At 41.1% G+C, this 26,290-nt stretch carries 22 protein-coding genes; 17 read left to right on the top strand and 5 right to left on the bottom strand.

All coding sequences use genetic code 11. The features are described 5' to 3' along the window. The first annotated feature begins 6 nt into the window (after positions 1 to 6). The 12 genes from thrB to H5203_RS14215 all read left to right on the top strand — a co-directional run bounded on the left by thrB (position 7) and on the right by H5203_RS14215 (position 13,340). Positions 7 to 933 (top strand): homoserine kinase, encoded by a 927-nt coding sequence (thrB, locus tag H5203_RS14270; protein ID WP_145241144.1) that lies wholly within the window; start codon positions 7 to 9, stop codon positions 931 to 933. An 18-nt stretch (positions 934 to 951) separates the two neighbouring features. After that, the gene (gene thrC / locus H5203_RS14265; protein WP_145241142.1) at positions 952 to 2,235 is read left to right on the top strand and encodes a threonine synthase; all 1,284 of its coding nucleotides are present in this window, start codon (positions 952 to 954) and stop codon (positions 2,233 to 2,235) included. A 735-nt stretch (positions 2,236 to 2,970) separates the two neighbouring features. Then, a complete protein-coding gene (gene glyA / locus H5203_RS14260) occupies positions 2,971 to 4,227 on the top strand; it encodes a serine hydroxymethyltransferase (RefSeq protein WP_145241140.1) in 1,257 nt (418 codons plus the stop codon). A 102-nt stretch (positions 4,228 to 4,329) separates the two neighbouring features. Beyond that, positions 4,330 to 4,779 (top strand): transcriptional regulator NrdR, encoded by a 450-nt coding sequence (gene nrdR, locus H5203_RS14255; protein ID WP_016708083.1) that lies wholly within the window; start codon positions 4,330 to 4,332, stop codon positions 4,777 to 4,779. A gap of 1 nt (position 4,780) precedes the next feature. Then, a complete protein-coding gene (gene ribD, locus H5203_RS14250) occupies positions 4,781 to 5,923 on the top strand; it encodes a bifunctional diaminohydroxyphosphoribosylaminopyrimidine deaminase/5-amino-6-(5-phosphoribosylamino)uracil reductase RibD (RefSeq protein WP_145241138.1) in 1,143 nt (380 codons plus the stop codon). A gap of 12 nt (positions 5,924 to 5,935) precedes the next feature. After that, positions 5,936 to 6,589: a riboflavin synthase gene (locus H5203_RS14245; RefSeq protein WP_145241136.1), complete on the top strand. Its 654-nt coding sequence runs from the start codon at positions 5,936 to 5,938 to the stop codon at positions 6,587 to 6,589. 29 nt (positions 6,590 to 6,618) lie between these two features. Beyond that, positions 6,619 to 7,731, top strand: a complete 1,113-nt coding sequence (gene ribBA, locus H5203_RS14240; protein ID WP_145241135.1) for a bifunctional 3,4-dihydroxy-2-butanone-4-phosphate synthase/GTP cyclohydrolase II — start codon at positions 6,619 to 6,621, stop codon at positions 7,729 to 7,731. Between the two features lie 101 nt (positions 7,732 to 7,832). Beyond that, complete coding sequence (gene ribE / locus H5203_RS14235) at positions 7,833 to 8,297, top strand: 6,7-dimethyl-8-ribityllumazine synthase (RefSeq protein WP_145241133.1); 465 nt, start codon at positions 7,833 to 7,835, stop codon at positions 8,295 to 8,297. A gap of 15 nt (positions 8,298 to 8,312) precedes the next feature. Then, on the top strand, positions 8,313 to 8,723 hold the full coding sequence (nusB, locus tag H5203_RS14230) for a transcription antitermination factor NusB (protein ID WP_145241131.1): 411 nt from the start codon (positions 8,313 to 8,315) through the stop codon (positions 8,721 to 8,723). Positions 8,724 to 8,767: 44 nt separating this feature from the next. Further along, positions 8,768 to 9,742 (top strand): thiamine-phosphate kinase, encoded by a 975-nt coding sequence (gene thiL / locus H5203_RS14225; protein ID WP_145241129.1) that lies wholly within the window; start codon positions 8,768 to 8,770, stop codon positions 9,740 to 9,742. After that, positions 9,739 to 10,224, top strand: coding sequence for a phosphatidylglycerophosphatase A (locus H5203_RS14220; protein ID WP_145241127.1), 486 nt, complete (start codon positions 9,739 to 9,741; stop codon positions 10,222 to 10,224). Before thiL ends, H5203_RS14220 begins: the two co-directional genes overlap by 4 nt. 29 nt (positions 10,225 to 10,253) lie before the next feature. Continuing rightward, positions 10,254 to 13,340 carry a ligand-binding sensor domain-containing diguanylate cyclase gene (locus tag H5203_RS14215; RefSeq protein ID WP_145241125.1) on the top strand — a complete coding sequence of 1,029 codons (3,087 nt, stop codon included), beginning with the start codon at positions 10,254 to 10,256 and terminating at the stop codon, positions 13,338 to 13,340. A gap of 123 nt (positions 13,341 to 13,463) precedes the next feature. Here H5203_RS14215 and H5203_RS14210 read toward each other — a convergent pair whose 3' ends face one another. The 4 genes from H5203_RS14210 to H5203_RS14195 all read right to left on the bottom strand — a co-directional run bounded on the left by H5203_RS14210 (position 13,464) and on the right by H5203_RS14195 (position 19,119). Continuing rightward, positions 13,464 to 15,617, bottom strand: a complete 2,154-nt coding sequence (locus tag H5203_RS14210) for a hypothetical protein (RefSeq protein WP_182819887.1) — start codon at positions 15,615 to 15,617, stop codon at positions 13,464 to 13,466. Between the two features lie 397 nt (positions 15,618 to 16,014). Continuing rightward, positions 16,015 to 17,880, bottom strand: coding sequence for a 1-deoxy-D-xylulose-5-phosphate synthase (gene dxs / locus H5203_RS14205; RefSeq protein ID WP_182819886.1), 1,866 nt, complete (start codon positions 17,878 to 17,880; stop codon positions 16,015 to 16,017). A 105-nt stretch (positions 17,881 to 17,985) separates the two neighbouring features. After that, complete coding sequence (gene ispA, locus H5203_RS14200; RefSeq protein ID WP_145241121.1) at positions 17,986 to 18,873, bottom strand: (2E,6E)-farnesyl diphosphate synthase; 888 nt, start codon at positions 18,871 to 18,873, stop codon at positions 17,986 to 17,988. 3 nt (positions 18,874 to 18,876) lie between these two features. After that, complete coding sequence (locus H5203_RS14195) at positions 18,877 to 19,119, bottom strand: exodeoxyribonuclease VII small subunit (protein ID WP_145241119.1); 243 nt, start codon at positions 19,117 to 19,119, stop codon at positions 18,877 to 18,879. A 301-nt stretch (positions 19,120 to 19,420) separates the two neighbouring features. Here H5203_RS14195 and pomA point away from each other — a divergent pair, with 301 nt between their 5' ends. From pomA to H5203_RS14175, 4 genes are all read left to right on the top strand, one after another. Further along, positions 19,421 to 20,188 carry a flagellar motor protein PomA gene (gene pomA / locus H5203_RS14190; RefSeq protein ID WP_145241117.1) on the top strand — a complete coding sequence of 256 codons (768 nt, stop codon included), beginning with the start codon at positions 19,421 to 19,423 and terminating at the stop codon, positions 20,186 to 20,188. A 2-nt stretch (positions 20,189 to 20,190) separates the two neighbouring features. Continuing rightward, positions 20,191 to 21,111, top strand: coding sequence for a flagellar motor protein MotB (locus H5203_RS14185; protein ID WP_145241115.1), 921 nt, complete (start codon positions 20,191 to 20,193; stop codon positions 21,109 to 21,111). A 138-nt stretch (positions 21,112 to 21,249) separates the two neighbouring features. Next, positions 21,250 to 21,732: a hypothetical protein gene (locus tag H5203_RS14180; protein ID WP_145241113.1), complete on the top strand. Its 483-nt coding sequence runs from the start codon at positions 21,250 to 21,252 to the stop codon at positions 21,730 to 21,732. Between the two features lie 72 nt (positions 21,733 to 21,804). Then, positions 21,805 to 23,715 carry a DNA topoisomerase III gene (locus H5203_RS14175; protein WP_145241111.1) on the top strand — a complete coding sequence of 637 codons (1,911 nt, stop codon included), beginning with the start codon at positions 21,805 to 21,807 and terminating at the stop codon, positions 23,713 to 23,715. A 16-nt stretch (positions 23,716 to 23,731) separates the two neighbouring features. On the opposite strand, the gene H5203_RS14170 is transcribed toward H5203_RS14175, so the two are convergent. Next, positions 23,732 to 25,042 (bottom strand): M20 family metallopeptidase, encoded by a 1,311-nt coding sequence (locus H5203_RS14170; protein ID WP_145241109.1) that lies wholly within the window; start codon positions 25,040 to 25,042, stop codon positions 23,732 to 23,734. 100 nt (positions 25,043 to 25,142) lie between these two features. Here H5203_RS14170 and H5203_RS14165 point away from each other — a divergent pair, with 100 nt between their 5' ends. Next, on the top strand, positions 25,143 to 26,000 hold the full coding sequence (locus H5203_RS14165; protein WP_145241107.1) for a tetratricopeptide repeat protein: 858 nt from the start codon (positions 25,143 to 25,145) through the stop codon (positions 25,998 to 26,000). Positions 26,001 to 26,290: the final 290 nt, after the last annotated feature.

The following is a 26,290-nucleotide window of genomic DNA, read 5'->3' as shown; positions in this document are numbered from 1 at the left end:
AGTATAATGATCGAAGTATATGCTCCAGCCTCAATCGGTAATTTTGCAGTTGGTTTTGATGCCTTAGGTGCTGCGCTTGCTCCTATTGATGGCACGTTATTAGGTGATGTTGTTGCGGTAAGTTCTAGCGAGCTTGACGAATTTATATGCTCTGGGGATTACGCAGATAAACTACCAAGCGATGCCAGTGAAAATTTAGCGTATCAGTGTTTAGTGCATTTTCGTGAACATGTAGCGCCAACCATGCCAAGCGTTAAACTGGAATTAAAAAAGAACTTACCAATTGGCTCGGGTCTTGGTTCAAGTGCTTGCTCTGTAGTAGCCACATTTGCGGCGCTGGATCAGTTTGCAGGTACTGCACTGAGCCAAGTGCAGTTAATTGAATTAATGGCTGATTTTGAAGCGATTGTCAGTGGCGGTCGTCATTACGACAATATCACTCCGTGTTACTTGGGTGGTTTGCAGCTTACTGGTGATTTAATTCCAAATAAATCAATTGCTTTACCGGTTGATGAGCGTTGGTATTACGTAGCGGCTTTTCCTGGTTTTTCACTTAATACCGCTAAAGCGCGTTCAGTGTTACCAAAACAGCTAAGTATGCATGCGAGCGTTGAATTTGCGCAGCGCTTATCAGCGTTTAGTACTTTATTGTTAACTAGCCGATTTGATGAAGCACTCTCCATCATGAGTGATGAAATAGCGGAGCCGCATCGTGCGCCACTGATCAACGGTTTTAGTGAAGCTAAAGCGGCGCTGCCAGAGTTTGGTGCTGAGATTGTCAGTATCTCAGGTGCTGGTCCTACATTATTTACCGTGTGCAAAACGCTTGAAGCTGCACAGCAATGCGCACAGTGGCTTGAACAAAACTATATTAATGAGCAAGGCTTCTGCCACATTTGTAAACTCGATAACGCCGGCACGCGTCAGCTATAAGAATTTAAGGAACTAATAATGCAATTACATAATTTAAAAGATGATTCTCAAAAAGTGTCGTTTGTTGAAGCGGTTAAAACAGGTTTAGGACGTAATCAAGGAGTATTTTTCCCTGAATCGCTCGCGCCTTTAGCTGATGTTGATAGTTTACTCGATATGGACTTTGTTACTCGTAGCAGTAAGATTTTATCGCATTTGATTGGTGATGAATTACCTGCTGATACGGTTGCACAAATGGTGCAAAATGCCTTTAACTTTCCTGTTAAATTAGTTGAAGTTGAAGACAATATTTATTGTTTAGAGTTGTTCCATGGGCCAACGCTTGCATTCAAAGACTTTGGCGGTCGCTTTATGGCTGAGTGCTTGGCACAATTTAGCCAAGGTGAAAAAACCACAATACTCACAGCAACCTCAGGGGACACTGGGGCAGCTGTTGCGCATGCGTTCTATAACAAGCCAAATATTGATGTGGTTATCCTGTATCCAATAGGTAAAATCTCATTAGCACAGCAAAAATTGTTTACTACTTTGGGTAATAATATCCATTGCTACGCTGTAGATGGTAGCTTTGATGATTGCCAAGCGATGGTTAAAAATGCCTTTTTAGATGATGAAGTTAAATCTCGTTTAGGTTTAAATTCAGCTAATTCTATCAATATAAGTCGCCTTGTTGCACAAGTATGTTATTACTTTGAAGCAATAGCGCAATTACCAAAAGAGCAGCGCGCCAAAGCACATATCTCAATACCTAGTGGTAACTTTGGTAATGTATGTGCGGCGATGATCGGTGCGGTGATTGGTTTACCGGTCGCTAAACTTAGCGCTACAACCAATCAAAATGACACTGTACCGCGCTTTATCCTTGATAAAAACTGGGCGCCTAATGCCACAATCGAGTCATTGTCTAATGCCATGGATGTGAGTAAACCTAATAATTGGCCACGTGTACAAACCATGCTTGATAACAAATGGTTTAGTTATGATGATTTTTATTCAACTAGTGTTGATGAAAATGATACCCAAGCAGTGATGAAAAAAATTCATCAAACAGGCTATGTTGCTGAACCACATACAGCGATTGCTTATCAGGGCCTAAAAGCTAACTTAGCAACTGATTCTGCTGGTATTTTTCTGGCAACAGCGCATCCGGCTAAGTTTAAAGAAAGTGTTGAAGAGATTTTAAATATTGAACTTGAAATGCCAAAACCACTAGCTGATGCATTAGCTAAACCATGCTTAGCCGAAGATATCGCAGATGATTACGATATCCTGCGTGAAATATTATTAGCTAAACTAGGTTAGTTTTTACCCGCTCAGTAAAACTAAAAATAAACGGCATATGTGAAAGCAATGTCGTTTTTTATTGCTTTAAATTGTACTTAATAGCAGTAATGGAAAATTAAACTATTGAACGTGAACGGCGGTTTAGCACTCGTAAACAAAAAATTAAAATGGCTATAAGGCAGATCATAATCCCTGCAAGTATAACTAATTCATTCGCTACCCAATGGATTAGGAGTAATCCGCACATAAATAAAATAAATGGTTTAAATTCATAATAATAAAAGTGTTTGTTAACTTTAAAGCGATTTACTTTATGATCTTTACGCCGTGAATTTGAGCGTAATCGCCAAATGTTGGCACCATTGAAGAATAAAAAAATACCAATGGCTGTTGGTAAAACAGTGCTGAAAAGTAAAATGCAAAGTCCGCCAACAATTATATAACAATAAGGAATTGATTCGTAGATAGGTTTAGCTAGCATAGTAAATTAGTTCATCATCCATGATTACATTGGTATCATAATAGTGTAAACAATCGCGAATGCAACAGATTAAGGTATAAATAATGTAAATGTTATTTGCTTTTATTCATTAAAATTTCTGATGCTTTAATAAAAAAATATCATTACAAAAACACTGTGAATTAAATTCAATCCCTGTTTAAATATGTTCATCTTTACACCATAGGCAAATTGACGTTTTCAGCGTATAATTCAGCCTTCAAAATACCATACACGTTGCCCTAGGAGCCCCCATGTTAGAACGTAGCATGAATATTTCGGATTTCGATCCAGAGTTATTTGAAGCAATCACTAAAGAGACTGCTCGCCAAGAAGAACACATCGAGCTTATCGCATCTGAGAACTACTGTAGCCCACGCGTACTAGAAGCGCAGGGTTCACAGCTAACAAACAAATATGCTGAAGGTTATCCGGGCAAGCGTTACTACGGTGGTTGTGAGCATGTTGACGTGGTTGAACAACTAGCGATTGACCGTGCAAATGAATTGTTTGGTTCAGATTATGCTAACGTTCAGCCTCACGCAGGTTCACAAGCAAATGCTGCTGTGTTCTTAGCTTTATTAGATGCTGGCGATACAGTGTTAGGTATGAGCTTAGCTCATGGTGGTCACTTAACGCATGGATCACATGTAAGCTTCTCTGGTAAGCTTTATAACGCAATCCAATACGGACTTGACGAAGCGACTGGCGAGATTGATTACGCACAAGTTGAAGCACTTGCACTTGAGCACAAACCAAAAATGATCATCGGTGGTTTCTCAGCATACTCAGGTATTGTTGATTGGGCTAAATTCCGTGAAATCGCTGACAAAGTAGGCGCTTACTTGTTTGTTGATATGGCTCACGTTGCAGGTCTTATTGCTGCTGGTGTTTACCCAAGCCCAGTACCACATGCACACGTTGTTACTACAACTACGCATAAGACATTAGCCGGCCCTCGTGGTGGTTTGATTATTTCTGCTTGTGGCGACGAAGCTATTTATAAAAAGCTTAACAGTGCAGTATTCCCTGGTGGTCAAGGTGGTCCTTTATGTCACATTATCGCTGCCAAAGCAGTGGCATTTAAAGAAGCATTACAACCAGAGTTTAAAGTATACCAAACTCAAGTTGTGAAAAATGCTAAAGCTATGGTTGCAGTAATGCAAGAGCGCGGTTATAAGATCGTATCTGATAAAACAGAAAACCACTTGTTCTTACTTGATCTAATTGATAAAGACATCACTGGTAAAGACGCAGATGCGGCTTTAGGTAATGCTAATATCACCGTAAATAAAAACTCAGTACCAAATGACCCACGTTCACCGTTTGTAACGTCTGGTTTACGTATTGGTTCACCGGCAATCACACGGCGTGGTTTTAAAGAAGCTGAGTCTAAAGAGCTTGCTGGCTGGATCTGTGACGTACTAGACAACATCAACGATGAGTCAGTACAAGCACAAGTAAAAGAGAAAGTTAAAGCTATCTGTAAAAAATTACCTGTTTACGCTTAATTGAGTTACAAACAGTAATTTAGATCACAATAGCTTAGTTTTTTGCTATTATAAAGGCCGCCTAAAAGCGGCCTTTTTTGTTTTTAACGGAAGCTGATACCTATGCATTGTCCATTTTGCACCGCAAAAGATACCAAAGTGATTGACTCGCGTTTAGTGGGAGGTGGTCACCAAGTAAGGCGACGCCGTGAATGCAATGAATGTCATGAACGCTTTACTACCTTTGAAGGCGCAGAACTTGTAATGCCTCGGGTGATCAAACAAGACGGTAGCCGTGAACCTTTCAATGAAGATAAACTCCTTAATGGTCTACACCGTGCATTAGAAAAACGCCCCGTCAGTACCGAGCAAGTTGATGAAGTGGTCAATATTATTAAATCGCAATTACGTGCCACCGGCGAGCGTGAGATTTCCAGTCACCTGATTGGCGAATGCATTATGGAAGCGCTGAAAAAACTCGATAAAGTCGCTTACGTCAGATTTGCATCGGTATACCGTTCATTCGAAGATATTCGTGAATTTGGTGAAGAAATTGCCCGTTTGGGAGAGTGATATGAACCAATATCAGTTTAGCGAACAAGATTTCTCTTATATGACCCGAGCGATTGAGCTTGCCAAACAAGGACGCTTTACTACCACCCCAAACCCAAATGTTGGCTGTGTATTAGTAAAAAATGACGTTATTGTTGGTGAAGGTTTTCATCAAGTTGCCGGCCAAGGCCATGCTGAAGTGAATGCATTAGCAATGGCGGGTAGCCAAGCCTTTGGCGCAACTGCTTATGTCACGCTTGAACCTTGTAGCCATTTTGGTCGCACACCGCCGTGTGCCGAAGGTTTAAAAGCTGCTGGCGTGGTAAAAGTAATTGCTGCTATGGTTGATCCAAATCCGCAGGTGGCCGGTAAAGGTTTAGCTATTTTAGCGGACGCGGGCATTGAGGTTGCGTCAGGTTTGTTAGAACAACAAGCAAGGCTGTTAAACCGTGGCTTTTTAAAGCGCATGGAGCAAGGTATGCCATTTATTACCTGCAAAATGGCCGCAAGCCTTGATGGTAAAACGGCACTTAAAAACGGTCAAAGTAAGTGGATAACGGGCCCTAAGGCTCGCCAAGATGTGCAACTACAGCGCGCACAAAGCTGCGCTATTTTAACCGGTGCGGACACAGTATTAGTTGATAATGCAAAACTCAATGTTCGTGTTGATGAGCTGCCAGAGCCGTTACCAACGCAATTACCTGTACGCCAACCTGTACGTATTATTATTGATTCACAAAATCGTTTAACACCTGAGCTAGCATTATTTAGCATTGCCAGTGAAGTAATTATTCTTACCACTGAACTTGATAAATCACAGCAATGGCCTCATTACGTAAGCCATATTGTAGTACCAGAAAAAAATAATAAAGTTGATTTAGTGGCTGCCATGAAACTTCTAGCGCAGCAACAGTTTAATCATATTTGGTTAGAGGCAGGGGCAACCTTAGCGGGCCAAATGACTGAATGTAATTTAATTGATGAATATATTGTTTATCTGGCGCCGAAGTTGTTAGGGAATGACGGCAAAAGCTTACTAAACTTTACAGAGCTGACAAGTATGCAGGACGTTGTTAATTTATCAATTAATGAGTGTGTGTGTATCGGTGACGATATTCGTATCACGGCGACACCACGCAAAGCCTCATCTAAACCAAATAACTAAAGAGTAACCACTATGTTTACTGGGATCATCGAAGCAACGGGCACTATTAGCGAGTTACAACAAAAGCAAGGCGATTTAGCTATCCGCATTAAAAGTAATAACCTTGATATGGCCGATGTAAATTTAGGCGATAGCATTGCAACTAATGGGGTTTGCTTAACGGTTGTGGCCAAGCACAGTGATGGATTTAGCGCTGACTTATCAAATGAGACGATTAGTTTAACGGGATTTGCTCACTATAAACAAGGGCAAACTGTAAACCTTGAGAAAGCCATGCAGCCAGTATCTCGTTTAGGTGGTCACTTAGTTTCAGGGCATGTTGATGGCATCGCGACTATTACCGCAATTACGCCTAATGCGCGTGCCGTTGAGTACTGGTTAAGCACCGATGTACAACTAATGAAATATATTCCTTATAAAGGCTCGGTATGCATTGATGGTATTAGCCTAACAGTAAATGCAGTAGCAGATAATAAATTTAAACTGACAATTGTGCCGCACACTAGTGAGCAAACAACTATTGCTGATTTTAAAGTAGGCACGCAAGTGAACTTAGAAGTAGATCAAATCGCGCGTTATTTAGAGCGTTTGATCAAAGGGGCAGAGCAGCCAGCTAGTTCAGATATTTCAATGAGTTTACTCGCCCAAGCCGGTTTTATTAAATAAACGCACTCCACAACTTACACGAGCAGATTATGAATTTACACAGCGCACAAGAAATTATTGATGACATTAAAGCCGGTAAAATGGTTATTTTAATGGATGATGAAGACAGAGAAAATGAAGGCGATTTAATTATCGCAGCCGAGCACATTAGTGCTGAAGCGATCAATTTTATGGCCACTCATGGTCGTGGTTTAATTTGCCTAACAATGACTCAAGAGCGCTGTGAGCAACTTGATTTACCATTAATGGTAAAAAACAATGGTGCGGCATTTTCGACTAACTTTACGATGTCGATTGAAGCATCGAAAGGTGTGACTACGGGGATTTCTGCTGCTGATCGCGCTCGTACTGTGCAAGCTGCGATTGCCAAAGGTGCTGTACCAAGTGATATCGTTCAACCTGGGCATATCTTTCCTATTATGGCACAACCAGGTGGCGTATTAACGCGTGCCGGTCACACTGAAGCCGGTTGTGATTTAGCCCGCTTAGCCGGTTTAGAGCCTTCATCAGTAATTGTGGAAATTCTTAATGCTGATGGCACCATGGCGCGTCGTCCTGATTTAGAAGTATTTGCTGAGCAACATAATATCAAAATTGGCACTATTGCTGATTTAATTGAATACCGTAACATGAATGAAACCACCATTGAGCAAGTGGCAAAATGTAAGTTGCCAACCGTACATGGTGAGTTTGATTTAGTTACTTATAAAGATACCATTGACGGCCAGTTACATTATGCGCTGTTAAATGGTGAGGTTAAAACGAATGAACCAACCTTAGTACGGGTTCATTTAAAAAGTACCTTCAATGATATTTTGTTATCTGATCGCAGTGCCGATAGAAGCTGGGGCTTGTCAGATGCCATGGCTTATATTGCAAAGCATCAAGGTGTGTTAGTTATTCTAGGTAAGCAAGAATGCACCGAAGAACTAGAAGCGACAGTCAAAGCGTTTGCTGCAGAAGATGCTGGTGAGACGGTCGCGCATCGTAAATTCCAAGGTACTTCACGCACCGTAGGCGTAGGGTCACAAATTTTAGCTGACTTGGGCATTGAAAAAATGCGTTTGATGAGCTTGCCTAAAAAGTACCATGCGTTATCGGGCTTTCACTTAGAAGTGGTTGACTACGTAGAGCCACAATAAGCACAACGCTTAAACTAGGCTATTATTTTATTTATATGGTATGATGCGCAGCAATTTTTGCGCAATCGCAACCGCTTGAACTTATTTTTTAGGGTTATCGAATGAAAATTATTGAAGGTAATAAATACGCTCCTGGCAAGAAATTCGCTATCGTTATTTCTCGTTTTAATGACTTTATTGGTAGCAGCCTATTAGCTGGTGCTGTTGATGAATTAAAACGTACTGGTGGTGTATCTGATGATGATATTACCGTAGTTTATGTACCAGGTGCGGTAGAATTACCTTTAGCGGCGAAACGCGTTGCAGCAAAAAAAGAGTATGATGCAATCATCGCTTTAGGCGTTGTGATCAGAGGTGGTACACCACATTTTGATCTTGTCGCTGGCGAATCAAATAAAGGCTTAGCGCAAGTGTCGCTTGAGTATGATATCCCGATTGCATTTGGCGTATTAACCACTGAAAGCATTGAGCAAGCGATTGAACGCGCTGGCACTAAGATGGGCAACAAAGGCGGCGAAGCTGCTTTAGGCGCACTTGAAATGGTTAATGTGTTAGATAAAATTTAAGTTTAAGGAATTTTTGTGAAACCAGCAGCAAGACGTAAAGCACGTATCTTAGCACTTCAAGCCGTTTATTCTTGGCAATTAAGTGGCAATGCCATTGCCGATATCGAACAACAAATGTTGATCGAAAACGATGTGACTAAAATTGATGTTGAATACTTTAAAGATCTTTCGCGTGGTGTTGCTATAAATCATAAGCAACTAGACGAAGCAGTATCGCCACATTTAACTCGTCCATTTAACGAGTTAGACCAAGTTGAACGCGCTATTTTACGTTTAAGCAGCTATGAGCTGAAATTCCGTGAAGATGTACCTTATAAGGTTGCTATCAACGAAGGTATTGAGCTTGCTAAGATATTTGGCGCTGAAGACAGCCATAAATTTGTTAATGGTGTACTTGATAAAGCGGTAAAGCATTTACGTAAGTAATGCGACCGTAAAAGGAGAGCCGGCATAGGCCGGCTTTTTTGTGTATGAAGGAATTTGAATTAATAAATCGCTACTTTAAAGGTCGTGGCATAACTCGTCGCGATGTTAATTTAGGGATTGGTGACGATTGTGCATTGGTTACTGTTCCTGAAAATTGTCAGTTAGCGATTACCACCGATACACTGGTAGCAGGCGTACATTTTTTTGATGACATCGATCCGCGTGCATTAGGCCATCGTGCTCTTGCCGTAAACTTAAGTGATTTAGCTGCTATGGGGGCTGAGCCTACGTGGGTTTCGGTTGCTTTAACGTTGCCAAATATTGATGTTGAGTGGCTGGAAGAATTCACCGAAGGCATGCATGAAATCGCAGAGTATTTTAATGTGCAAATCATTGGAGGCGATACCACGCAAGGGCCGTTAACAATTACTATTTGTGCTAAAGGTACAGTGCCTGCAGGTAAAGCACTGCGCCGAAGCGGTGCTAAAGTAGGTGACTGGGTTTATGTTACAGGGCCGCTAGGTGATGCCGGGCTTGCGATTGAAGCTCGTAAGCAAGATATTAAGATTGCTCCAGAGCACTTAAGGTACGTTAATCAACGATTTGATTACCCAACTCCGCGTGTTGCTGCGGGGCAAGTATTACGCGGTTTAGCATCATCAGCGATTGATATCTCAGATGGTCTATTGGCAGATCTTGGACATATTTTAGCTCTGTCGCAAGTTAGCGCTTGTATTGATGTGAATAAAATACCAACCTCGGATGCATTGCGTGCTACTTTAGAACGAGATCAACAACTGCCGTTTATCCTCAATTATGGCGATGACTATGAGTTGTTATTTACGGTACCTGATAGCAATAAAAGTATGCTGGAAATGAAATTGCGCCAGTATGGTGTAGATGCAGCCTGCATTGGACAAATAAAAAGTGGTGAAGGCGAAGTTGAGCTGATGCTCGATGGCGAAAAATTAGCATATGATGATGCTGGTTTTGAACACTTCACCAAGGAGTCGGTTTGAATAAACCTGCATTATTTAATTTAAAGCGCCCTCATCAATTTTTTGGTTTGGGCTTTGGTTTAGGGTTAGCGCCTAAAGCGCCGGGTACGTTTGGTACCTTTGCTGCGCTACCGTTTATTTTTACTACTATGTATTTCCCGCTGTGGTTACAAATTGTATTTGCGGTGGTTATTAGTATTTTTGGTATATGGGCATGTGGCAAAACCGCTGATGATCTGGGCGTACATGATCATCCCGCGATTGTATGGGATGAAGTTGCCGGATTTTACATTACCATGATCGGAGCTGCATTAAGTTGGCAGTCTTTGTTAGTGGGTTTTTTGTTATTTCGTTTTTTTGATATCGCTAAACCAGGTCCTATTCGCTTTCTTGATAAGCGGGTTCATGGTGGTGTAGGTATTATGGCGGATGATGTTTTAGCTGGTATATTTTCTTTAATTTGTGTTCAGGCATTGTTTAAAATGGGTTATTTGCCCTTTTAACCTTAGTTTTGCAACGAGGTATTGACGTTATGATGCGATTTTTATTGGTTATTATTGTGCTGTTCTGCAGTATGCCAAGTAAGGCGTCAATTACCGACTATGTTGTAAAACAATGGAATATGCAAAATGGCTTACCATCGCAGTCACTTAAAAGTGTCGTGCAAGATAAGCAAGGCTATATGTGGCTGGGAACTCAGTTTGGCCTCAGTCGCTTTGATGGCAATACATTCACTAATTACAATACCTTAAATAGTAATTTTTTACCCAGTAACGGCATTAATAAATTACTTGTCGATAGCGAAGGCTATTTATGGATTGGTACTAAAGATGGTATTGTGGTCATCGATCCCACCACTATGGCAGCGCAAGAGTTTAGTGTAAAAGGCCCTGTACGCGATGTTATCGAAGATGCGAAAGGCAGTATTTGGATAGCAGCGAATGGCCTGTACTTTGTATCTCGCAATCAGATCAATGTCAGCGCAGTGCATGACTTACTAGTCCCTGTGATGAGTGCCAGTTCAGTAAAGCAGATTGTTGGTACTGTCAGTCAGCTGGCATTATCGCCAGAAGGGATCTGGCTGGTGAATGAACGATACTTGCTACGGTTAACTAATTCCTCCTCTGATTTTGCAAAGTTACGCTTAGAACTAACTGCTAAGGTATCGATACCTGAGCGTTTAGCACAAACGATTATTCACGATTTAGCATGGCTGGAAGGAAACTTATATTTAGCGTCAGAGCTCGGTGCTTACTTTTTAGATTTAGATGACGAGTTAAGGCCTTTTCCACTTCCCAATGCGAATAACTCAGCGGTTTATAAATTTATGAGTGACTCAAATGGAGCACTGTGGATTTCGACCTATGGGCGCTTACTGTTTCGAGACAACTCCGGCGATTGGCAATGGGTTGAACCGAGCCAACTTGACCAAAGTATTTGGTTTGCTGATTTATATCGCGATAATGATAATAATATTTGGCTTGCGAGTTTTAGTGAAGGATTATGGCTTGCGCACGAAGGCAGAATAGAACGTCACTCAGCTATATCACAAATGACCGAAGCGGTTATGGCCATTAGCCAAGCGCCCGATGGGAGATTGTGGGTCGCTAACCGCAGTGGTGTAGGCTACTTTGATTTAGATAAAAACTTTATCAATCAAATCCCAAGTAATCAATACGGACGTGCAGCCGTGCATGATTTACAGTTTGATGGCTCACGGTTATATATCGCCACTGGGCGTGGTGTGTATATTTATGAAAACAACACCTTGTTCACTGTCCCTGGACGCGCTTTAAAAGATAACCCGGTGTTTGCGATTAGTCGCTCCAGCAAAGGAGGCTTTTGGCTTGGTACTGGCCGGGGTATGTATCGGCTTAGTTACGGTGGTTTAACCCCATTTGCTTATAACGCATTTTTAGGCAGTAAGTTTATTACTTATGTCGTTGATGAAGCTAATTTTGGTTTAATTGGCACTAGCAAAGGCGCTTACTACTTTACTGATCGTGGTATTGAAAAAATTGGCGATCAAACGAGTCTTGAAAGTGCTTATGTTACAAGCATCTTAAACATTGATGGAGTTGGTATATTAATCGGCTCATTAAATGATGGTTTATTTTATCGAAGCACACAAGGGCATTGGCGTCAGTTAGATGCTACCAATGGCTTACCTTACGGTTCTATTTTTAGTTTACGTTATGATGAAAAGCTCAAGCGCATATGGGTTAGTACCATGAAAGGTGTCTACCGAATGCCGGTTGAGCAGTTTAGTAACGATATTGAAAGCTTAAAAGTAGAGCAGGTTATTTCGTCATACGATCGTCAACTAGACGGTAAGGCCAGCCAGTGTTGTACCGGCCTTGGCCATGATGCTGTGGCGGAGTTAGGTAATTCAATGTGGTATCCGAGCCTACAGGGGGTCGTGGAGATCCCTAAGGATATTGAGCTGTTTGGCGTTAAACCATTACAGCCAAAGGTTGAGAGTTTAAATACTGGGATACGTAAACTTGCAACAGCTGCATTAGGGCGTAATCCTGAATTAGAAATCGATGAACGTGATATCACCCTTAAATATACAGCGATAGACTATTATGCACCGACCAGTATTGAGTTTCGCTATCGTTTAACTGGTTTAGACAGCGATTGGCGTTATGCTAATACCCGTCGTGAAGCTATTTATACCAATTTACCGCCTGGTGCATTTTTGTTTCAACTTGAGGCTAAACGACAAGGTGAAGGCTGGCAGAAGGCGCAACGTACGGAATATTCATTTGTGGTACCAAGACGGTTTGATGAAACAATTTATTTTCGGTTGTTGATCACTGGTAGTTTTATTTTATTATTTTATTTAGTGTTTTGGGTATTTAGAAAGCAAGAGCGCCGTAAGCAAACCGCGCTTGAAAGTCTGATCACGGAGCGCACCGGGGAGCTGCGACAAGCTAATGATAAGCTAAATCAAGTTAACTCACAGCTAAAGCTTATGAGTCACTCAGATGAGCTTACTGGGCTGAGAAGTCGTCGCTTCTTATTTGATCAACTACCAAAAGATATAGAGCACTTTCAGCGTAACTCACAATCATTACAAGCGCAGGGAAAATCCTTGGTGTTGCTAATCATTAATTTTGATAATTTTAGCCGCATTAATGACGCTTATGGACCGATTGGTGGTGATAGTTGTTTGCAGCAAATGGCTGCATTGCTTAACTCTCGTACGCAAGGATCCGATTATGTTGCCCGTTGGAGTGGTGATGAATTCTTGTTACTGCTACGTGACTTTAAACGCACTGCAATCGACAGTTATGTTGCACAGCTGTGTAAAGTAATTGCTGATCACACATTTAAGTTGCCCAGTGGTGACAGTATAAACTTGACTGCATCGATTGGCTTTTCATTTTACCCATTACCATTATTAGGTGGTCAGGTTATTGGTTGGGAAACCTCTGTCAACTTAGCGGATATCGCGCTACATCAAGTTAAAAAGCGCGGTGGCGATGGTATTGCAAACATCACCTTTGATGAACAGTTAGATGCCTTTGAATTTGAGCAAACCAACAATGTTGAGCAACAACTGAGTGTATTACAAGCTAATGGTTTAGCAGATATCAAAGTGTGGATGCGCTAATTGGCTAATTATGCGTTTGCTTATTCTAAGACTGCTGTTAGTTAAATATAGAAATGCCTTAACTCGAAAAGTTAAGGCATTGGGAGGCCAACTAAAGGCAGTTAATTTAACTGTCCTTGATGGTTAGCGATTTAGCCAGCTTGGTAAAATAGCAACAGACTCAGGAGCTGTGAATGAGTAGCTTACGCTGGCTGCAATATCACCGCTGGGGCTATTGAGAATATTATCAAACCGCATGACTAAGCCATTTGATTTTTCGGCTACGTATAAATGATTGCCGGTAAACATAATATCGACAGGATTACCGAGCATGGTTGCAGGTCCGGCGATATTGACACTGACATTGTTCAAACCTGATCCGGTTCCTGCATTATTTAATACAAACAATTTACCATCAGTGGCGTCAGCGGCACTGCCTACATCTGAGACAATTAATGAGTCACTTAGTGGATCGTAATCAATGCCATGTATATTGGTAGGGGCTGGGAATGCGACTCCTGCTGTTGCGGGTGTAATTAAGCGATCTTCCCCGGTTACAGTGCTCATACCCGCCATTAGCTTGCTTTTAACTTCATCAAAAACAGCAATAGTCCCATTGGTTAATGCCACAAATGCTCTATCAGTAGTGACATCATAGTCAACATCCCATGGACGTGCACCACCGCTTGCTGTGAGCGTCAAAAGGGGCGTTACATCACCCGTAGTACATGTTGAGAATATTAATATTCCCGGTGTTGTGGCATTGTTTTCAGCGACAAAAATCATCCCACTGTCTGATGCTACATCAATACCTTTTGGCGAGATTAGGCCGGTATTACTGCCGCTGATGATAGAATCTTGGCTTAGTGTAAATACCTCGCCATCACGGTGCATCGCGACTTTATTGGAAATAACAATTCCACCTACAGAGGTTGTGCTGTTATCAAAGCTCGCATAGCTGTTACCGGCTTTATCAAAGGCAACACTTTCGATTGTTTGACTTGCATTATAACTGCCAATTTCACTTGTTAACTGTGCATTTAGACGTGAAATTTGTCCTGTTGTAGGGCCTGCCGCGCTTGGATTACTGCTTACAGCAATACCCATCAATGGCATATTAGTCATATAACTGTCAGATACATCAGGCATATCATTATGCATCACTGTTGCGGTTATTGACTCTGGCTTAATCGTTGCGGTGACGCTATCTGGACTAATGTCACCACTGACGCCATTAAAGATATTGCTAAATACCAGAATTGCATCATTAGATTTTTCTGCAACGCGTAAGTCGCTACCAGTCAGGCTGATATCCACAGGGTTACCAAGCATAGTAGCAGGGCCAGCGATACTGCGAGCAACCGTGGTATTGCCAGTAGCAAGGGATGCGTTGTTGATCACAAATAATGCGCCGTCGGTTGCATCACTGGCACTGCCGACGTCAGAAAGTACTAATTTATTTGTATCAGCATCATAAACGATACCATGAATATTAACGGAAACTTTGTTACCGCTTGCATCACTGGGTGTGATTGTACGAGTTGCCATAGCGGTAAAGCCACCATCTACATAATTATCGTATACTGCAACATCACCATTAGTGAGTGCCACATATAAGCGATCGTTTATATCATCGTATGTTACATCCCACGGTTTTGCGTCTGTAACTGTACTAGCTAAAGGCGCTGCATTTCCTGCGGCGGTAGCACCAAAGACAGTGATCTGCATGGCATTAAAGTCAGCGGCAAAAATGAGTCCGCGCTTATTTGATATATGAATACCTTTGGGATTGACTAACGTAGTGTTGCTGCCGGTAATGGTACGATCACGATTACTGTCAAACATACCCCCATCGGCACGGCTTAATACTTGGCAAACGGTGCTAAGAGCGCCATTACCAGAATCGCTGGCTTGAATTAAATTACCTAAGCTATCAAATGCAACACCTTCATTTGCACCACTATTAAATGTTTTTAACTTTGCAGCATTTTGATTAATCAAATCAACGGTGCCTGCATTATCAGCACCATTATTAGCCAAAATAAAAGTTGCGGCTGCAAATCCTGGAGTACCATCTGATCCATTCGTGCCATCGCTACCATTTGTACCATCAGCACCATCGACGCCGTCCATGCCCATTTCACCTTGCGGGCCTACAGCACCATCTTTTCCATCATCGCCACTACAGCCGGTTAAGCCAATCAAAATTGCTAGAGTAAGCGCAGACAAACAAAGTTTACTGGTCATTAATTGTGCGTGAATAGATTTGGTGCTTTCGCCTGATTTTAACGTTTTCATAACTTGTACCTTCTTAAATATTCCATCAAATGTGAACATACAAAGAGCTTGGCTTAAAACAGCTTATACCAATCGTGTTAAGTTGTTAGTCATTTATAGCGACGGATAAATAGAGTGATAACAAGGCATAAATTTTTATATGTAGTTGTTCTACATGAAAAATTCATAACGCCGTTAGCGCTTTATTTAGCACGCTAGAAAGGCTAAATATTTAAGTCGATTGGTATTAAATAAAAGCGTGAACACTTTGCTCACGAGCTAACCTCAGTGAATAAACGTGGCAGGGAAATAATTGGATGCAAGAAAGTTGAAAAAAAAGTGAGATTTTTTTAAATGTTTGAAAATAAATAACAAAGGAGCCTACGCTCCTTTGTTATTTTATTAACTTAAACGTTGGTTACTTAGTAATAAAGTTTTTTATGCTATCGAGTATACCTTGTGAGCCTAAGCCCATTTCATCGTGCATTTGCTCTTGCGTGCCATGCTTGATGAATTCATCGGGAATGCCTAAATTTAGGATGCTTACTGTTGCTTTGATAGCTGCTAAATATTCATTAACAGCAGAGCCTGCACCACCAACAATCGCGTTATCTTCAAGGGTTACAATGACGTCATGATCGGCTAATAAAGTGTCGATTAGTGCGCTATCAAGAGGTTTAACAAAACGCATATCAACGAGGCTGGCATTTAATTCATTGACTGCCAGTTGAGCGTTTTCAAGTAAAGTACCAAAGGATAAAACTGCGATTTTAGCACCTTGTTTAATCACACGACCTTTACCAATTTCAAGCTCAGTCATTTGCTCGCAGATTTCAGTTGTGCCAGCACTACCACGAGGATAACGAACTGCAACAGGGCTGTTACAACGATAACCAGTGTACAGCATTTGACGACATTCATTAGTATCACTCGGTGCCATGATAATCATATTAGGGATACAACGGATAAAGCTTAAATCGTATGCGCCTTGATGAGTTTCGCCATCAGCTCCAACAATACCAGCACGGTCAATTGCAAATAACACGGGTAAGTTTTGCAGAGCAACATCGTGAATAAGCTGATCGTAGGCACGTTGTAAAAAGCTTGAATAAATAGCGACAACTGGTTTTAAGCCTTCGCAGGCAAAACCTGCGGCTAAAGTAACCGCGTGTTGCTCGGCAATGGCAACATCAAAATATTGCTCAGGGTATTCTTTTGAAAAATGCACCATGCCTGAGCCTTCACGCATAGCCGGGGTGATTGCCATAAGCTTTTCATCTTGACTTGCCATGTCACACAACCAATCGCCAAATACTTTAGAAAAAGTCGCAGCGCCTGGTTTTGATTTTGGTAGGCTGGAAATCGCAGGGTCGAACTTAGGTACGCCGTGATAGCCTATTGGATCTGCTTCTGCTGGTTTATAGCCTTTACCTTTCTGGGTTTTGATATGCAGTAACTGCGGCCCTTTTAGGTTACGCATATTGCGCAGTGTATCAACCAACATGTTTACATCATGACCATCAATTGGGCCAATGTAATTTAAGCCTAACTCTTCAAAAAAGGTGCCTGGGATAACCATGCCTTTTAAGTGCTCTTCCATGCGGCTGGCTAATTCTTTTACTGGTGGCACGCCAGATAGCAGCTTTTTACTACCTTCACGAATGTTAGTGTAAAAACTGCCTGATAAGATACGAGCGAAATGATTAGTTAGTGCACCGACATTTTCAGAAATCGACATTTCGTTATCGTTTAATATGATCAGCATGTCAGATTTAACATCACCTAAGTGATTCATTGCTTCAAACGCCATGCCCGCGGTAATCGCACCATCACCAATAACCGCTACTGTTTTTCGTCCTTTGCCTTCTTTTTGCGCCGCAATTGACATGCCTAAAGCAGCAGAAATCGAGGTGCTTGAATGGCCAACACTAAAAGTGTCGTAGTGGCTTTCTTCACGAAATGGAAACGGATGTAAACCGTCTTTTTGGCGGATCGTGTGCATTTGATCACGGCGCCCTGTGAGAATTTTATGTGGGTATGCTTGATGGCCTACATCCCATACTAAGCGATCTTCAGGGGTGTTATATACATAATGAAGCGCTACAGTAAGCTCAACTGTGCCTAAACCTGATGCTAAGTGACCACTACTTTGCGAGACTGAGTTTAGTAAGTAATCACGTAACTCATTACTAAAAGCAGGTAATTTGTCTTGCGCTAAATCACGCAACTGGGCTGGTTCGTCAACCAAACCTAATAATGGATACTTGCTACTATCAAGTGTCATGATTTTTAATACATCCTTCGCTAACCAGAGGTCATTATAGCGTAATATTACTCTGATTCTTTAGTTATTTTGTACATCATTACTTGCTCAAGCTAGAGCCTAGAATTAATAATCGCGTTCAACAATATATTTTGCCAAGTTTTCTAGCTCAGAAGTGTCAGCATCTATTGCTGCTAACGCATCGAGTGCGCATTTTAGTAATGATTGTGCTTTTTGTTTTGCACCTGTAAGCCCAAGTAGAGCAGGGTAGGTCGCTTTATTTGCTGCAACATCGGAGCCTTGTGGTTTACCTAAGACTTGGGTATCACCTTCGATATCAAGAATATCGTCTTGCACCTGAAAAGCCAGCCCAATTGCATCACCAAACTGTTTTAATTGTAATAATGTTTGTTGATTTGTATCAGCTGCGCATAATGCACCTAAAGTAATTGCACAATTTAACAAAGCACCTGTTTTTAATTTATGGATACGTTCGAGCTCAGCTAAATTGACTAATTTGTCAGTCGCTGCAATATCCAGTGCTTGACCACCGACCATACCTTCAATACCCGATGCTTTGGCAAGTGCTGCAATCATTTTTAACTGTTGCTGTGCAGGAACGTTAAATGAATGGTTAGCAATTAAATCAAACGCTAATGTTTGCAGCGCATCACCGGCTAAAATAGCATGAGCTTCGCCATAGACAATATGGCAAGTCGGTCTACCACGTCGCAGGTCGTCGTCATCCATCGCGGGTAAATCATCATGAACTAACGAATAACTATGAATACATTCAATAGCAGCAGCCAACACGTCTAAATCTTGTTTATTTGCGCCAAGCATTTTTCCCGTGGCATACACTAAAAATGGTCGTAATCGTTTACCGCCATTTAAAACGCTGTAGTGGGTGGCTTGTTTGATGCTTTGCTCGGTATCGAGCGGTTGCTCAAAATACCGATTGAGAGTGGCTTCAACATCTTGTTGAGCACATTTTATTTGCTCTGTTATTAACACCCGTTATTCCAAATCATTATCAAAGTTAGTAAGTGGTGACTGACTATCACTACCCATTAAAATCGCTACTTTTTGTTCAGCTTGTTGTAACTTACTTGAAGATGCGCCGGCTAAAGCAATACCGCGTTCAAACTGTTTTAATGATTGCTCAAGGGAAAGCTCTCCTTGCTCCATTTCTGTGACGATTAAGGATAATTCATCAAGCGCTTGCTCGAAGCTTAGGTTCTCTGGTTTTTTCGTCGCCATACTGATTTAACTTAGATGATAGAAATGTGAGGCCAATTTTAGGGGGAATGCTAAACTAGGTCAAAGGGTGATGCATTTTTTTTGAATAATTAATTGTTTTCTTGCCACTTTTAATTATTTATACCTTTACTTAAGCCTTGCAGGTTATCAATGGTAGCTTAAAATGCTAAACAGGGTTGAAAACTTTCATTTCATTTTTTTCATTAAATGGTTTAAGTAATTCAATAGATTGCCGATAAGCTGTTAATAATAAAAATTTGTTGCTGGTAGCAACAAAGCATCGATTCCTCTGGAGGGGTAAGTGGATTTAGCAACCATTATAGGTATTCTCGGAGCTATTGGTCTTATTGCTATGTCAATGGTACTAAGTAGTGGCGGCGAAGTGGCTATGTTTTATAACACGCCATCGGTGGTTATTGTTTTCGGTGGTTCGATTTTTATAGTGTTATCAAACTATACGATGAGTCAATTCCTCGGTATCGGTAAAGTCGCGGCTAAAGCCTTCATGTTCAAAATAGAGTCACCTGAAGAGCTTATCGAAAAAGCAGTTGAACTTGCAGACTCGGCCCGTAAAGGCGGATTTTTAGCACTAGAGGAAGCAGAAATACCCAATGCGTTTATGCGTAAAGGGGTTGATATGCTTGTTGACGGTCATGACGCTGATGTTGTTCGTGCCACCTTGCAAAAAGATATTTCTCTTACTTCTACTCGTCATGAATCGGGGGCCGGTTTGTTTAAAGCGCTTGCCGATATTGCGCCTGCGATGGGGATGATCGGTACTTTGATTGGTCTAGTTGCGATGTTGTCGAATATGGATGACCCTAAAGCGATTGGTCCTGCGATGGCGGTAGCGCTTTTAACAACATTATATGGTGCGTTTTTAGCAAACGTGGTGGCAATTCCTATCCAAGTAAAATTGGAATTGCGTAAAGACGAAGAAGCAATGAATCAGCGGCTAATTTTAGATGCGGTATTAGGTATACAAGATGGCCAAAATCCAAAAGTCATCGAAGGTATTTTGAAAAACTACCTAGCTGAATCAAAACGAAAAGTGGATACTGAGGAGTAAGCATGTCAGATCAAGAGTGCAAGTGTCCACCACCCGGGTTACCAGCATGGATGGGTACCTTCGCGGATTTGATGTCACTATTGATGTGCTTCTTTGTACTTTTACTCGCGTTTTCAGAAATGGATGTACTTAAATTTAAACAAATCGCAGGCTCAATGAAGTTTGCCTTTGGTGTACAAAATAAAATAGAAGTAAAAGATATTCCCAAAGGAACATCCGTTATCGCGATGGAGTTCACCCCAGGTAAACCTGAACCTACCCCAATCGAAACCATTCAACAGCAAACTGTCGAAATGACCCAGCAAATGCTTGAGTTTCAGGCTGGTGATGAAAGCTCCGCTGGCGGTCGTCAAGAGCAACGCGGTAATAAGCGTGGCGGTGAGTCACAAAGTACAGCGCAACAACAAGCATCAGAACAATCTATTTCTGCAGCTGATCAAGAGCAGGTTAATGAGTTAGTTAAAAAGATAGCCCAGCAATTGGAACAACAAATCATGGATGGTGCTGTTGAGTTGGAATCATTAGGTCAGCAAATTATTATTCGTATTCGTGAAAATGGTTCATTTCCATCTGGGAGTGCATTTTTACAACCTAAGTTTAAACCAATCATTCGTGATATAGCTGCGTTACTAAAAGATGTGCCAGGTGAAATTACGGTGTCTGGTCATACTGATGATTTTCAAGTTTCGAATGAGCTGTATACCAATAACTGGGACTTATCATCGAAGCGTGCAGTTGCGGTTGCAACTGAAATGCAAAAAGCGCAAGGCTTTGATAAAACCAGAATGGTTGTTGTCGGTCATGCCGAAACTCGACCACTTGTTCCAAATGATTCTGATGCGGATAGACGACGTAATCGCCGCGTGGAAATTTCAATAATGCAAGGCAAGGCTAAGGAGTCAGATCCGATAGATGTGCGTTAAGATGCTTGGCAAAGTACCTAATTTAGCTTAAAGTAGTTTTTTAACAAGTGTAACGGAGTGTCTGATGAAAAACGTTGATAAATATAGCTATATGCCGGGTAATGGCAGTGGTGACGATGATAAAAAGCCAGACTAATCATGCCTGATTGGTTTTTAGGTGCTATATCATTACTTAATAAAAGCTGGGTGTTTTTTTTAAGCCCAGCTTTTTTGGTTTTTTATCTTCGCAAAGACTGGCTCGCTTTACGTTTTACTTTAGTGACTGGGTTATTTTTCTTATATGGAACCTTGATACATAATAGCCTTAGAGAGTTAGATGACCCTTATATTTGGCGTTATGTAGTTTGGGCTTTTAATGATATTGCTTGGATGGCTTTGATTGCTTACTGGGCTATTAAAGATAAAGTGTATCTTTGGCAAAGTGTGATCGGTCAATTGGTTGTAATTAGTGCGCCTATCTTACAATTATTTAGATTAGTGGATCGCCACCTTTGGGATTTATCGTATAGCACTATGCTATATAAAACGTTATTACCGTTAATCAATATTGGCACTGTCGTTGTGTGCTACCTTCCTCTGTTGTATTTATTTATGCGAAAAAATCGCAGTTTAAAGAGCTAATCATTAACTATTTGTAGATTAAATTACGTGTGCTAAACTACTGTTTAAATAACCAGTTGTTGATAGTGCCCTATGAAACTTTATATAGCCGAGAAGCCATCTTTAGGTCGTGCCATTGCCGATGCGCTACCAAAGCCTCATAAAAAACATGATGGCTATATTGAAGTGGCTAATGGCGATTGTGTTTCTTGGTGTATAGGTCACTTGCTCGAGCAAGCAGAGCCTGATGATTATAATGAGCAATATAAAAAATGGCGCTTTGATGACTTACCGATTATCCCACAGCAATGGCAGTTAAAAGCAAAATCTAAAACTCGTAAGCAACTTACGGTACTTAAAAAGTTAATCAAACAAGCTGATCAACTTGTTCATGCTGGTGATCCAGACCGAGAAGGGCAATTACTTGTTGATGAGGTGATTGAGCAAGTTAAACTTAGCCAAGCCAAAAAACAGCAAATTCAACGTTTATTGATCAGTGATTTGAATGTTAGCGCGGTTAAAAAGTCGCTGCAAAACGTTCGCTCTAACCGTGAATTTATTCCACTTAGTGTATCTGCTTTGGCGCGTTCGCGAGCTGATTGGCTGTTTGGTATGAATTTAACGCGCGCCTATACGCTTGCAGGTCAAAAAGCAGGGTTTGGTAATGTATTATCAGTAGGGCGTGTACAAACACCGATATTAGGATTGGTTGTCCAGCGTGATAACGAGATTGCTAATTTTGTGCCAAAACCTTTTTATGAAGTATTAGCTCATTTAAGTACCGAAAATAAAGAGCCGTTTACAGCAAAGTGGCAACCAAGCAAAGCGTGTGAACCTTATCAAGATGAAGAGGGGCGAGTGCTCCATCGAGGCCTTGCTGAGAATGTTGCGTCGCGAATTTCTAATCAATCAGGTGAAGTTACGGCGCTTGAACAAAAGCAGAAAAAGCAACAAGCACCTTTGCCGTATAATTTGTCAGCGTTACAAATTGATGCTGCGAAAGCTTTTTCAATGCCTGCACAAAAGGTATTGGATATTTGTCAAAATTTATATGAGCGTCACAAGCTAATTACCTATCCACGTTCAGACAATCGTTACTTGCCCAAAGATCATCACCAAGAAGCAGCCAGTATAATAAAGGCAATTGCCATCAATGGCGGGCAAAATGACACTCATTGCCAAGGCGCAGATGTGAGTAAACGCAGTAAGTGTTTTAACGACGCTAAGGTAGCTGCGCATCATGCCATTATTCCTACCGCTAAGCAGCAAAAGTCAGCAAGTTTGAGCGTTGAAGAAGGTAAAGTGTATGGTCTTATTAGCCGTCATTATCTGATCCAGTTTTATCCAGACTACATTTACAATGAAACAAAGGCTGAAATAACAATTAATGGTGGTATCTTTAAAGCCAACGCAAAACAAGATGTAAGTTTAGGCTTTAAAGCGTTAATGGGAAAAACCGCATTAAAAGATGAGCAGATATTGCCGCCATTAATTAAAGGGCAACAGTTGCAGTGTGAACGCGGTGAAGTAATTGATAAAATGACCAGCCCGCCAGCTCATTTCAATGATGCAACGCTGCTTAGTGCAATGACAGGTATTAGTCGGTACGTTAAAGATCCAGAAATCAAAAAAATACTCAAAGAAACAGACGGCTTAGGAACCGAAGCAACCAGAGCGGGTATTTTAGAGTTATTATTTAGAAGACAATTTTTAAGACGTCAAGGTAAACTCATTTTAGCAACCGATACAGGTAAAGCATTGATCAGTGCGTTACCGCATGGTTTAGCCAGCCCAGACCTAACCGCAAAATGGGAAGCATCGTTGGGCGACATAGCAGAACAACAAATGAGTTATCAACAATTTTTAAATCCTTTATTAGTGGATTTAGCGGCTTTTGTGGAACTTGCCAAAAATTGTGATAGCAACGTATTTGCACAATTACCAAAAACGCCGCAAAAGCGGCGTTTTACAAGAAAAACTAAACCAAAAACAAAATCGGCTTAGTCATCCATTGCTAAGATTATTGATTAAACAAAGCCACCGCAGCGTTACTCATCGCAGTGATACCTGTGGGGATTGCAACTTTATAGTCAGGTGCAAATTTACTTGAATGTAGTGAAGGTAAAGTTGCCCCTGATGTTTGTGCCGCTTGATATTGAGCTTGCTCTACACCACCTAACCAAAATAAGGTGATAGGGATGTTTTTATCTGTGCGGCCATATAAACCAAAATCTTCCCCTGCCATAACCGCTTCGGTTTCAAGCACATTACTTTGTCCAATCGCCGAGCTAATCGCACTACGTACAATATTAGTTTGTGCAGGGTCGTTATATGTAGATGGGATTGACTCATCTTCATGTACATAAACCACAGGTATTAAGCTTTCATCCAATCCTGCACTTAATGCAATGCCTTTAGTTATACGTTTTATTGCTGCAATTTGTTGCTCGCGAATTTTAGGATTATAACTTCTAAGTGTCAGCTGTAGCTTTACTTCATTCGAAATTACATTATGTTTAGCTCCACCGTGAATTGAACCCACTGTAATTACTGAGGGTTCAAGAGGTGATAATTCGCGACTGGTAATTGTTTGCAGTGCCAACACGATCCGTGATGCGATAACAACAGGGTCAATAGTCATATGTGGGTAAGCACCATGACCACCTTTACCTTTAACCGTAATATCTACTGAATCCACACTGGCCATGGTGTACTCATTTTTCATACTGACTTGTCCTGCAGGAACACTCGCACTAACATGCAAAGCGATAACGTGATCAGGAGTCGGGTATTTACTAAATAAACCTTCTTTGAGCATCGCTTTTGCACCGCCACCCACCTCTTCTGCAGGTTGTGCCACCATCATTAAGGTTCCTTGCCATGCATCTTTATGTAGCATTAATTGTTGCGCAGTACCAATAAATGAACTCATATGAATATCATGACCACATCCGTGCATCACACCAACGTTTGCTCCTTCATCATTTATAACAGTGACTGTTGAAGCATATGATTTACCAGTTTGTTCTATGATTGGTAAGCCGTCTGTATCAGTACGGATCATTATTGTCGGGCCATCACCATTTTTATATAAGCCTACTACACCAAAGCCACCCACATTGTCGGTCACCTCATAGCCAAGCGCACGTAATTTGGTGGCAAGCTTTTCTCCCGTTTCTTGCTCATGGTATGAAAGTTCTGGGGACTGGTGTAAATCTAAGTAAAACTTTTCAATGGCAGGCATCGTTTTATCTAACTTCAGCTCCAAGGTTGTTGAGCTTGCTAATGGACTAAGCAGTATAAGTGCAGCGTATAGACTATGAAATTTCATAAAAGACCTTTTTGATTTATGGCTTGTGATTCTGGGCTTGTAATTATTATGTTTGCCTCCATATAAAACCCTAAATAGTCTGATATGGCAATCAATAGCAATGAATAATATGGTAAATGTTAATCCGCAAAATCTTCAACAAGTGCTGGGTGAAACATCACAACAAAAACTAGTCCTGTTAAGTTTCTTTTCAGCACAAAGTCCAGAGTGTCAATCTCAAGCAGCTATTTTACAGACAATAGCCAAAGATTATGGTGACTATATATTAGTTGCCACATTAGATTGTGATTTAGAGCAAGCACTCGCAGCACAACTAGCACAGCAAGTTGGACTACAAACATTACCAACCTTAGTGCTATTAAAAGATTCAGCACCTGTTGATGTATTAGCCGGTGCACAAGCTGAAACTCAAATCAGAGAAGCGTTAAGTAAACATTTACCGCAGCCTCATGAAATGTTGTTAGAACAAGCCAAGCAAGCACTGATCGCTCAGGATTTAAATCAAGCGTTTAATTTTGCCAAGCAGGCTTACGAATTAGACAATACAAATGCGCGTATAAAATTAGTATTGGCAGATATATGCATTCAAATTCATAAACTGGATGACGCGCAAGCTTTGTTAGCTTCAGTAAATGAAAATGAGCAAGATGCATACTTTACAAATATTCAAGCAAAGTGCGCACAAGCACTTCAAGCACAAGAATCGCCAGAGCTAAAAGCATTACAAGCGAAAGTTGAAAAGTATCCTAACGATCTTGAATTAAAAGTTGAACTAAGTGCAGCATACGACCAAGCAGGCAAAAAAGAGCAAGCGTTAGAGTTACTATTTACAGTGTTGAAAAAAGATTTGAATTTTGCCGATGCCAAGGTAAGTTATTTAGCTATTATTGCCTCTTTACCGGATGGTGATAGTTTAGCGGCTAAATATAGAAGAAAGCTTTACAGTATCCTCTATTAACAAGTTTTTATTTTGTTTTATGGAAAGCGCCGAAGTTAATGGCGCTTTTTTTATGCCAAAAACTTGCGAAATATCGATAATAGATAATACTGAAGATCCTTTCAGGGAAAAGTCGTTGTTATTTTGTACAGTTGACTAGGGGTTTTAGTGTGTTTAGCGCGTAAATTGAACGAACAGCACTTTATTTCAAGTTTTCTTTAAAAAACGCTTGCGTAAAATTCGCCGCGCCCTATAATGCGACCCCACTGAGACGGCAGACAGCAACGCTTAGCGAGGCAAGAGTTAATCAG

Origin of the sequence: Pseudoalteromonas sp. SG41-1 (assembly GCF_014164575.1) — a bacterium.
Classification (GTDB): domain Bacteria; phylum Pseudomonadota; class Gammaproteobacteria; order Enterobacterales; family Alteromonadaceae; genus Pseudoalteromonas; species Pseudoalteromonas rhizosphaerae.
Note: the sequence above shows the minus strand (reverse complement) of the source record. Positions and strands in the feature narration are given on the sequence as shown.

Excerpts from the sequence above, each read along its gene's own strand:
- thrB (WP_145241144.1), top strand. The coding sequence starts at position 7 with ATGATCGAAGTATATGCTCCAGCCTCAATCGGTAATTTTGCAGTTGGT.
- thrC (WP_145241142.1), top strand. The coding sequence starts at position 952 with ATGCAATTACATAATTTAAAAGATGATTCTCAAAAAGTGTCGTTTGTT.
- glyA (WP_145241140.1), top strand. The coding sequence starts at position 2,971 with ATGTTAGAACGTAGCATGAATATTTCGGATTTCGATCCAGAGTTATTT.
- nrdR (WP_016708083.1), top strand. The coding sequence starts at position 4,330 with ATGCATTGTCCATTTTGCACCGCAAAAGATACCAAAGTGATTGACTCG.
- ribD (WP_145241138.1), top strand. The coding sequence starts at position 4,781 with ATGAACCAATATCAGTTTAGCGAACAAGATTTCTCTTATATGACCCGA.
- H5203_RS14245 (WP_145241136.1), top strand. The coding sequence starts at position 5,936 with ATGTTTACTGGGATCATCGAAGCAACGGGCACTATTAGCGAGTTACAA.
- ribBA (WP_145241135.1), top strand. The coding sequence starts at position 6,619 with ATGAATTTACACAGCGCACAAGAAATTATTGATGACATTAAAGCCGGT.
- ribE (WP_145241133.1), top strand. The coding sequence starts at position 7,833 with ATGAAAATTATTGAAGGTAATAAATACGCTCCTGGCAAGAAATTCGCT.
- thiL (WP_145241129.1), top strand. The coding sequence starts at position 8,768 with ATGAAGGAATTTGAATTAATAAATCGCTACTTTAAAGGTCGTGGCATA.
- H5203_RS14215 (WP_145241125.1), top strand. The coding sequence starts at position 10,254 with ATGATGCGATTTTTATTGGTTATTATTGTGCTGTTCTGCAGTATGCCA.
- H5203_RS14210 (WP_182819887.1), bottom strand. The coding sequence starts at position 15,617 with ATGAAAACGTTAAAATCAGGCGAAAGCACCAAATCTATTCACGCACAA.
- dxs (WP_182819886.1), bottom strand. The coding sequence starts at position 17,880 with ATGACACTTGATAGTAGCAAGTATCCATTATTAGGTTTGGTTGACGAA.
- H5203_RS14195 (WP_145241119.1), bottom strand. The coding sequence starts at position 19,119 with ATGGCGACGAAAAAACCAGAGAACCTAAGCTTCGAGCAAGCGCTTGAT.
- H5203_RS14185 (WP_145241115.1), top strand. The coding sequence starts at position 20,191 with ATGTCAGATCAAGAGTGCAAGTGTCCACCACCCGGGTTACCAGCATGG.
- H5203_RS14180 (WP_145241113.1), top strand. The coding sequence starts at position 21,250 with ATGCCTGATTGGTTTTTAGGTGCTATATCATTACTTAATAAAAGCTGG.
- H5203_RS14175 (WP_145241111.1), top strand. The coding sequence starts at position 21,805 with ATGAAACTTTATATAGCCGAGAAGCCATCTTTAGGTCGTGCCATTGCC.
- H5203_RS14170 (WP_145241109.1), bottom strand. The coding sequence starts at position 25,042 with ATGAAATTTCATAGTCTATACGCTGCACTTATACTGCTTAGTCCATTA.
- H5203_RS14165 (WP_145241107.1), top strand. The coding sequence starts at position 25,143 with ATGAATAATATGGTAAATGTTAATCCGCAAAATCTTCAACAAGTGCTG.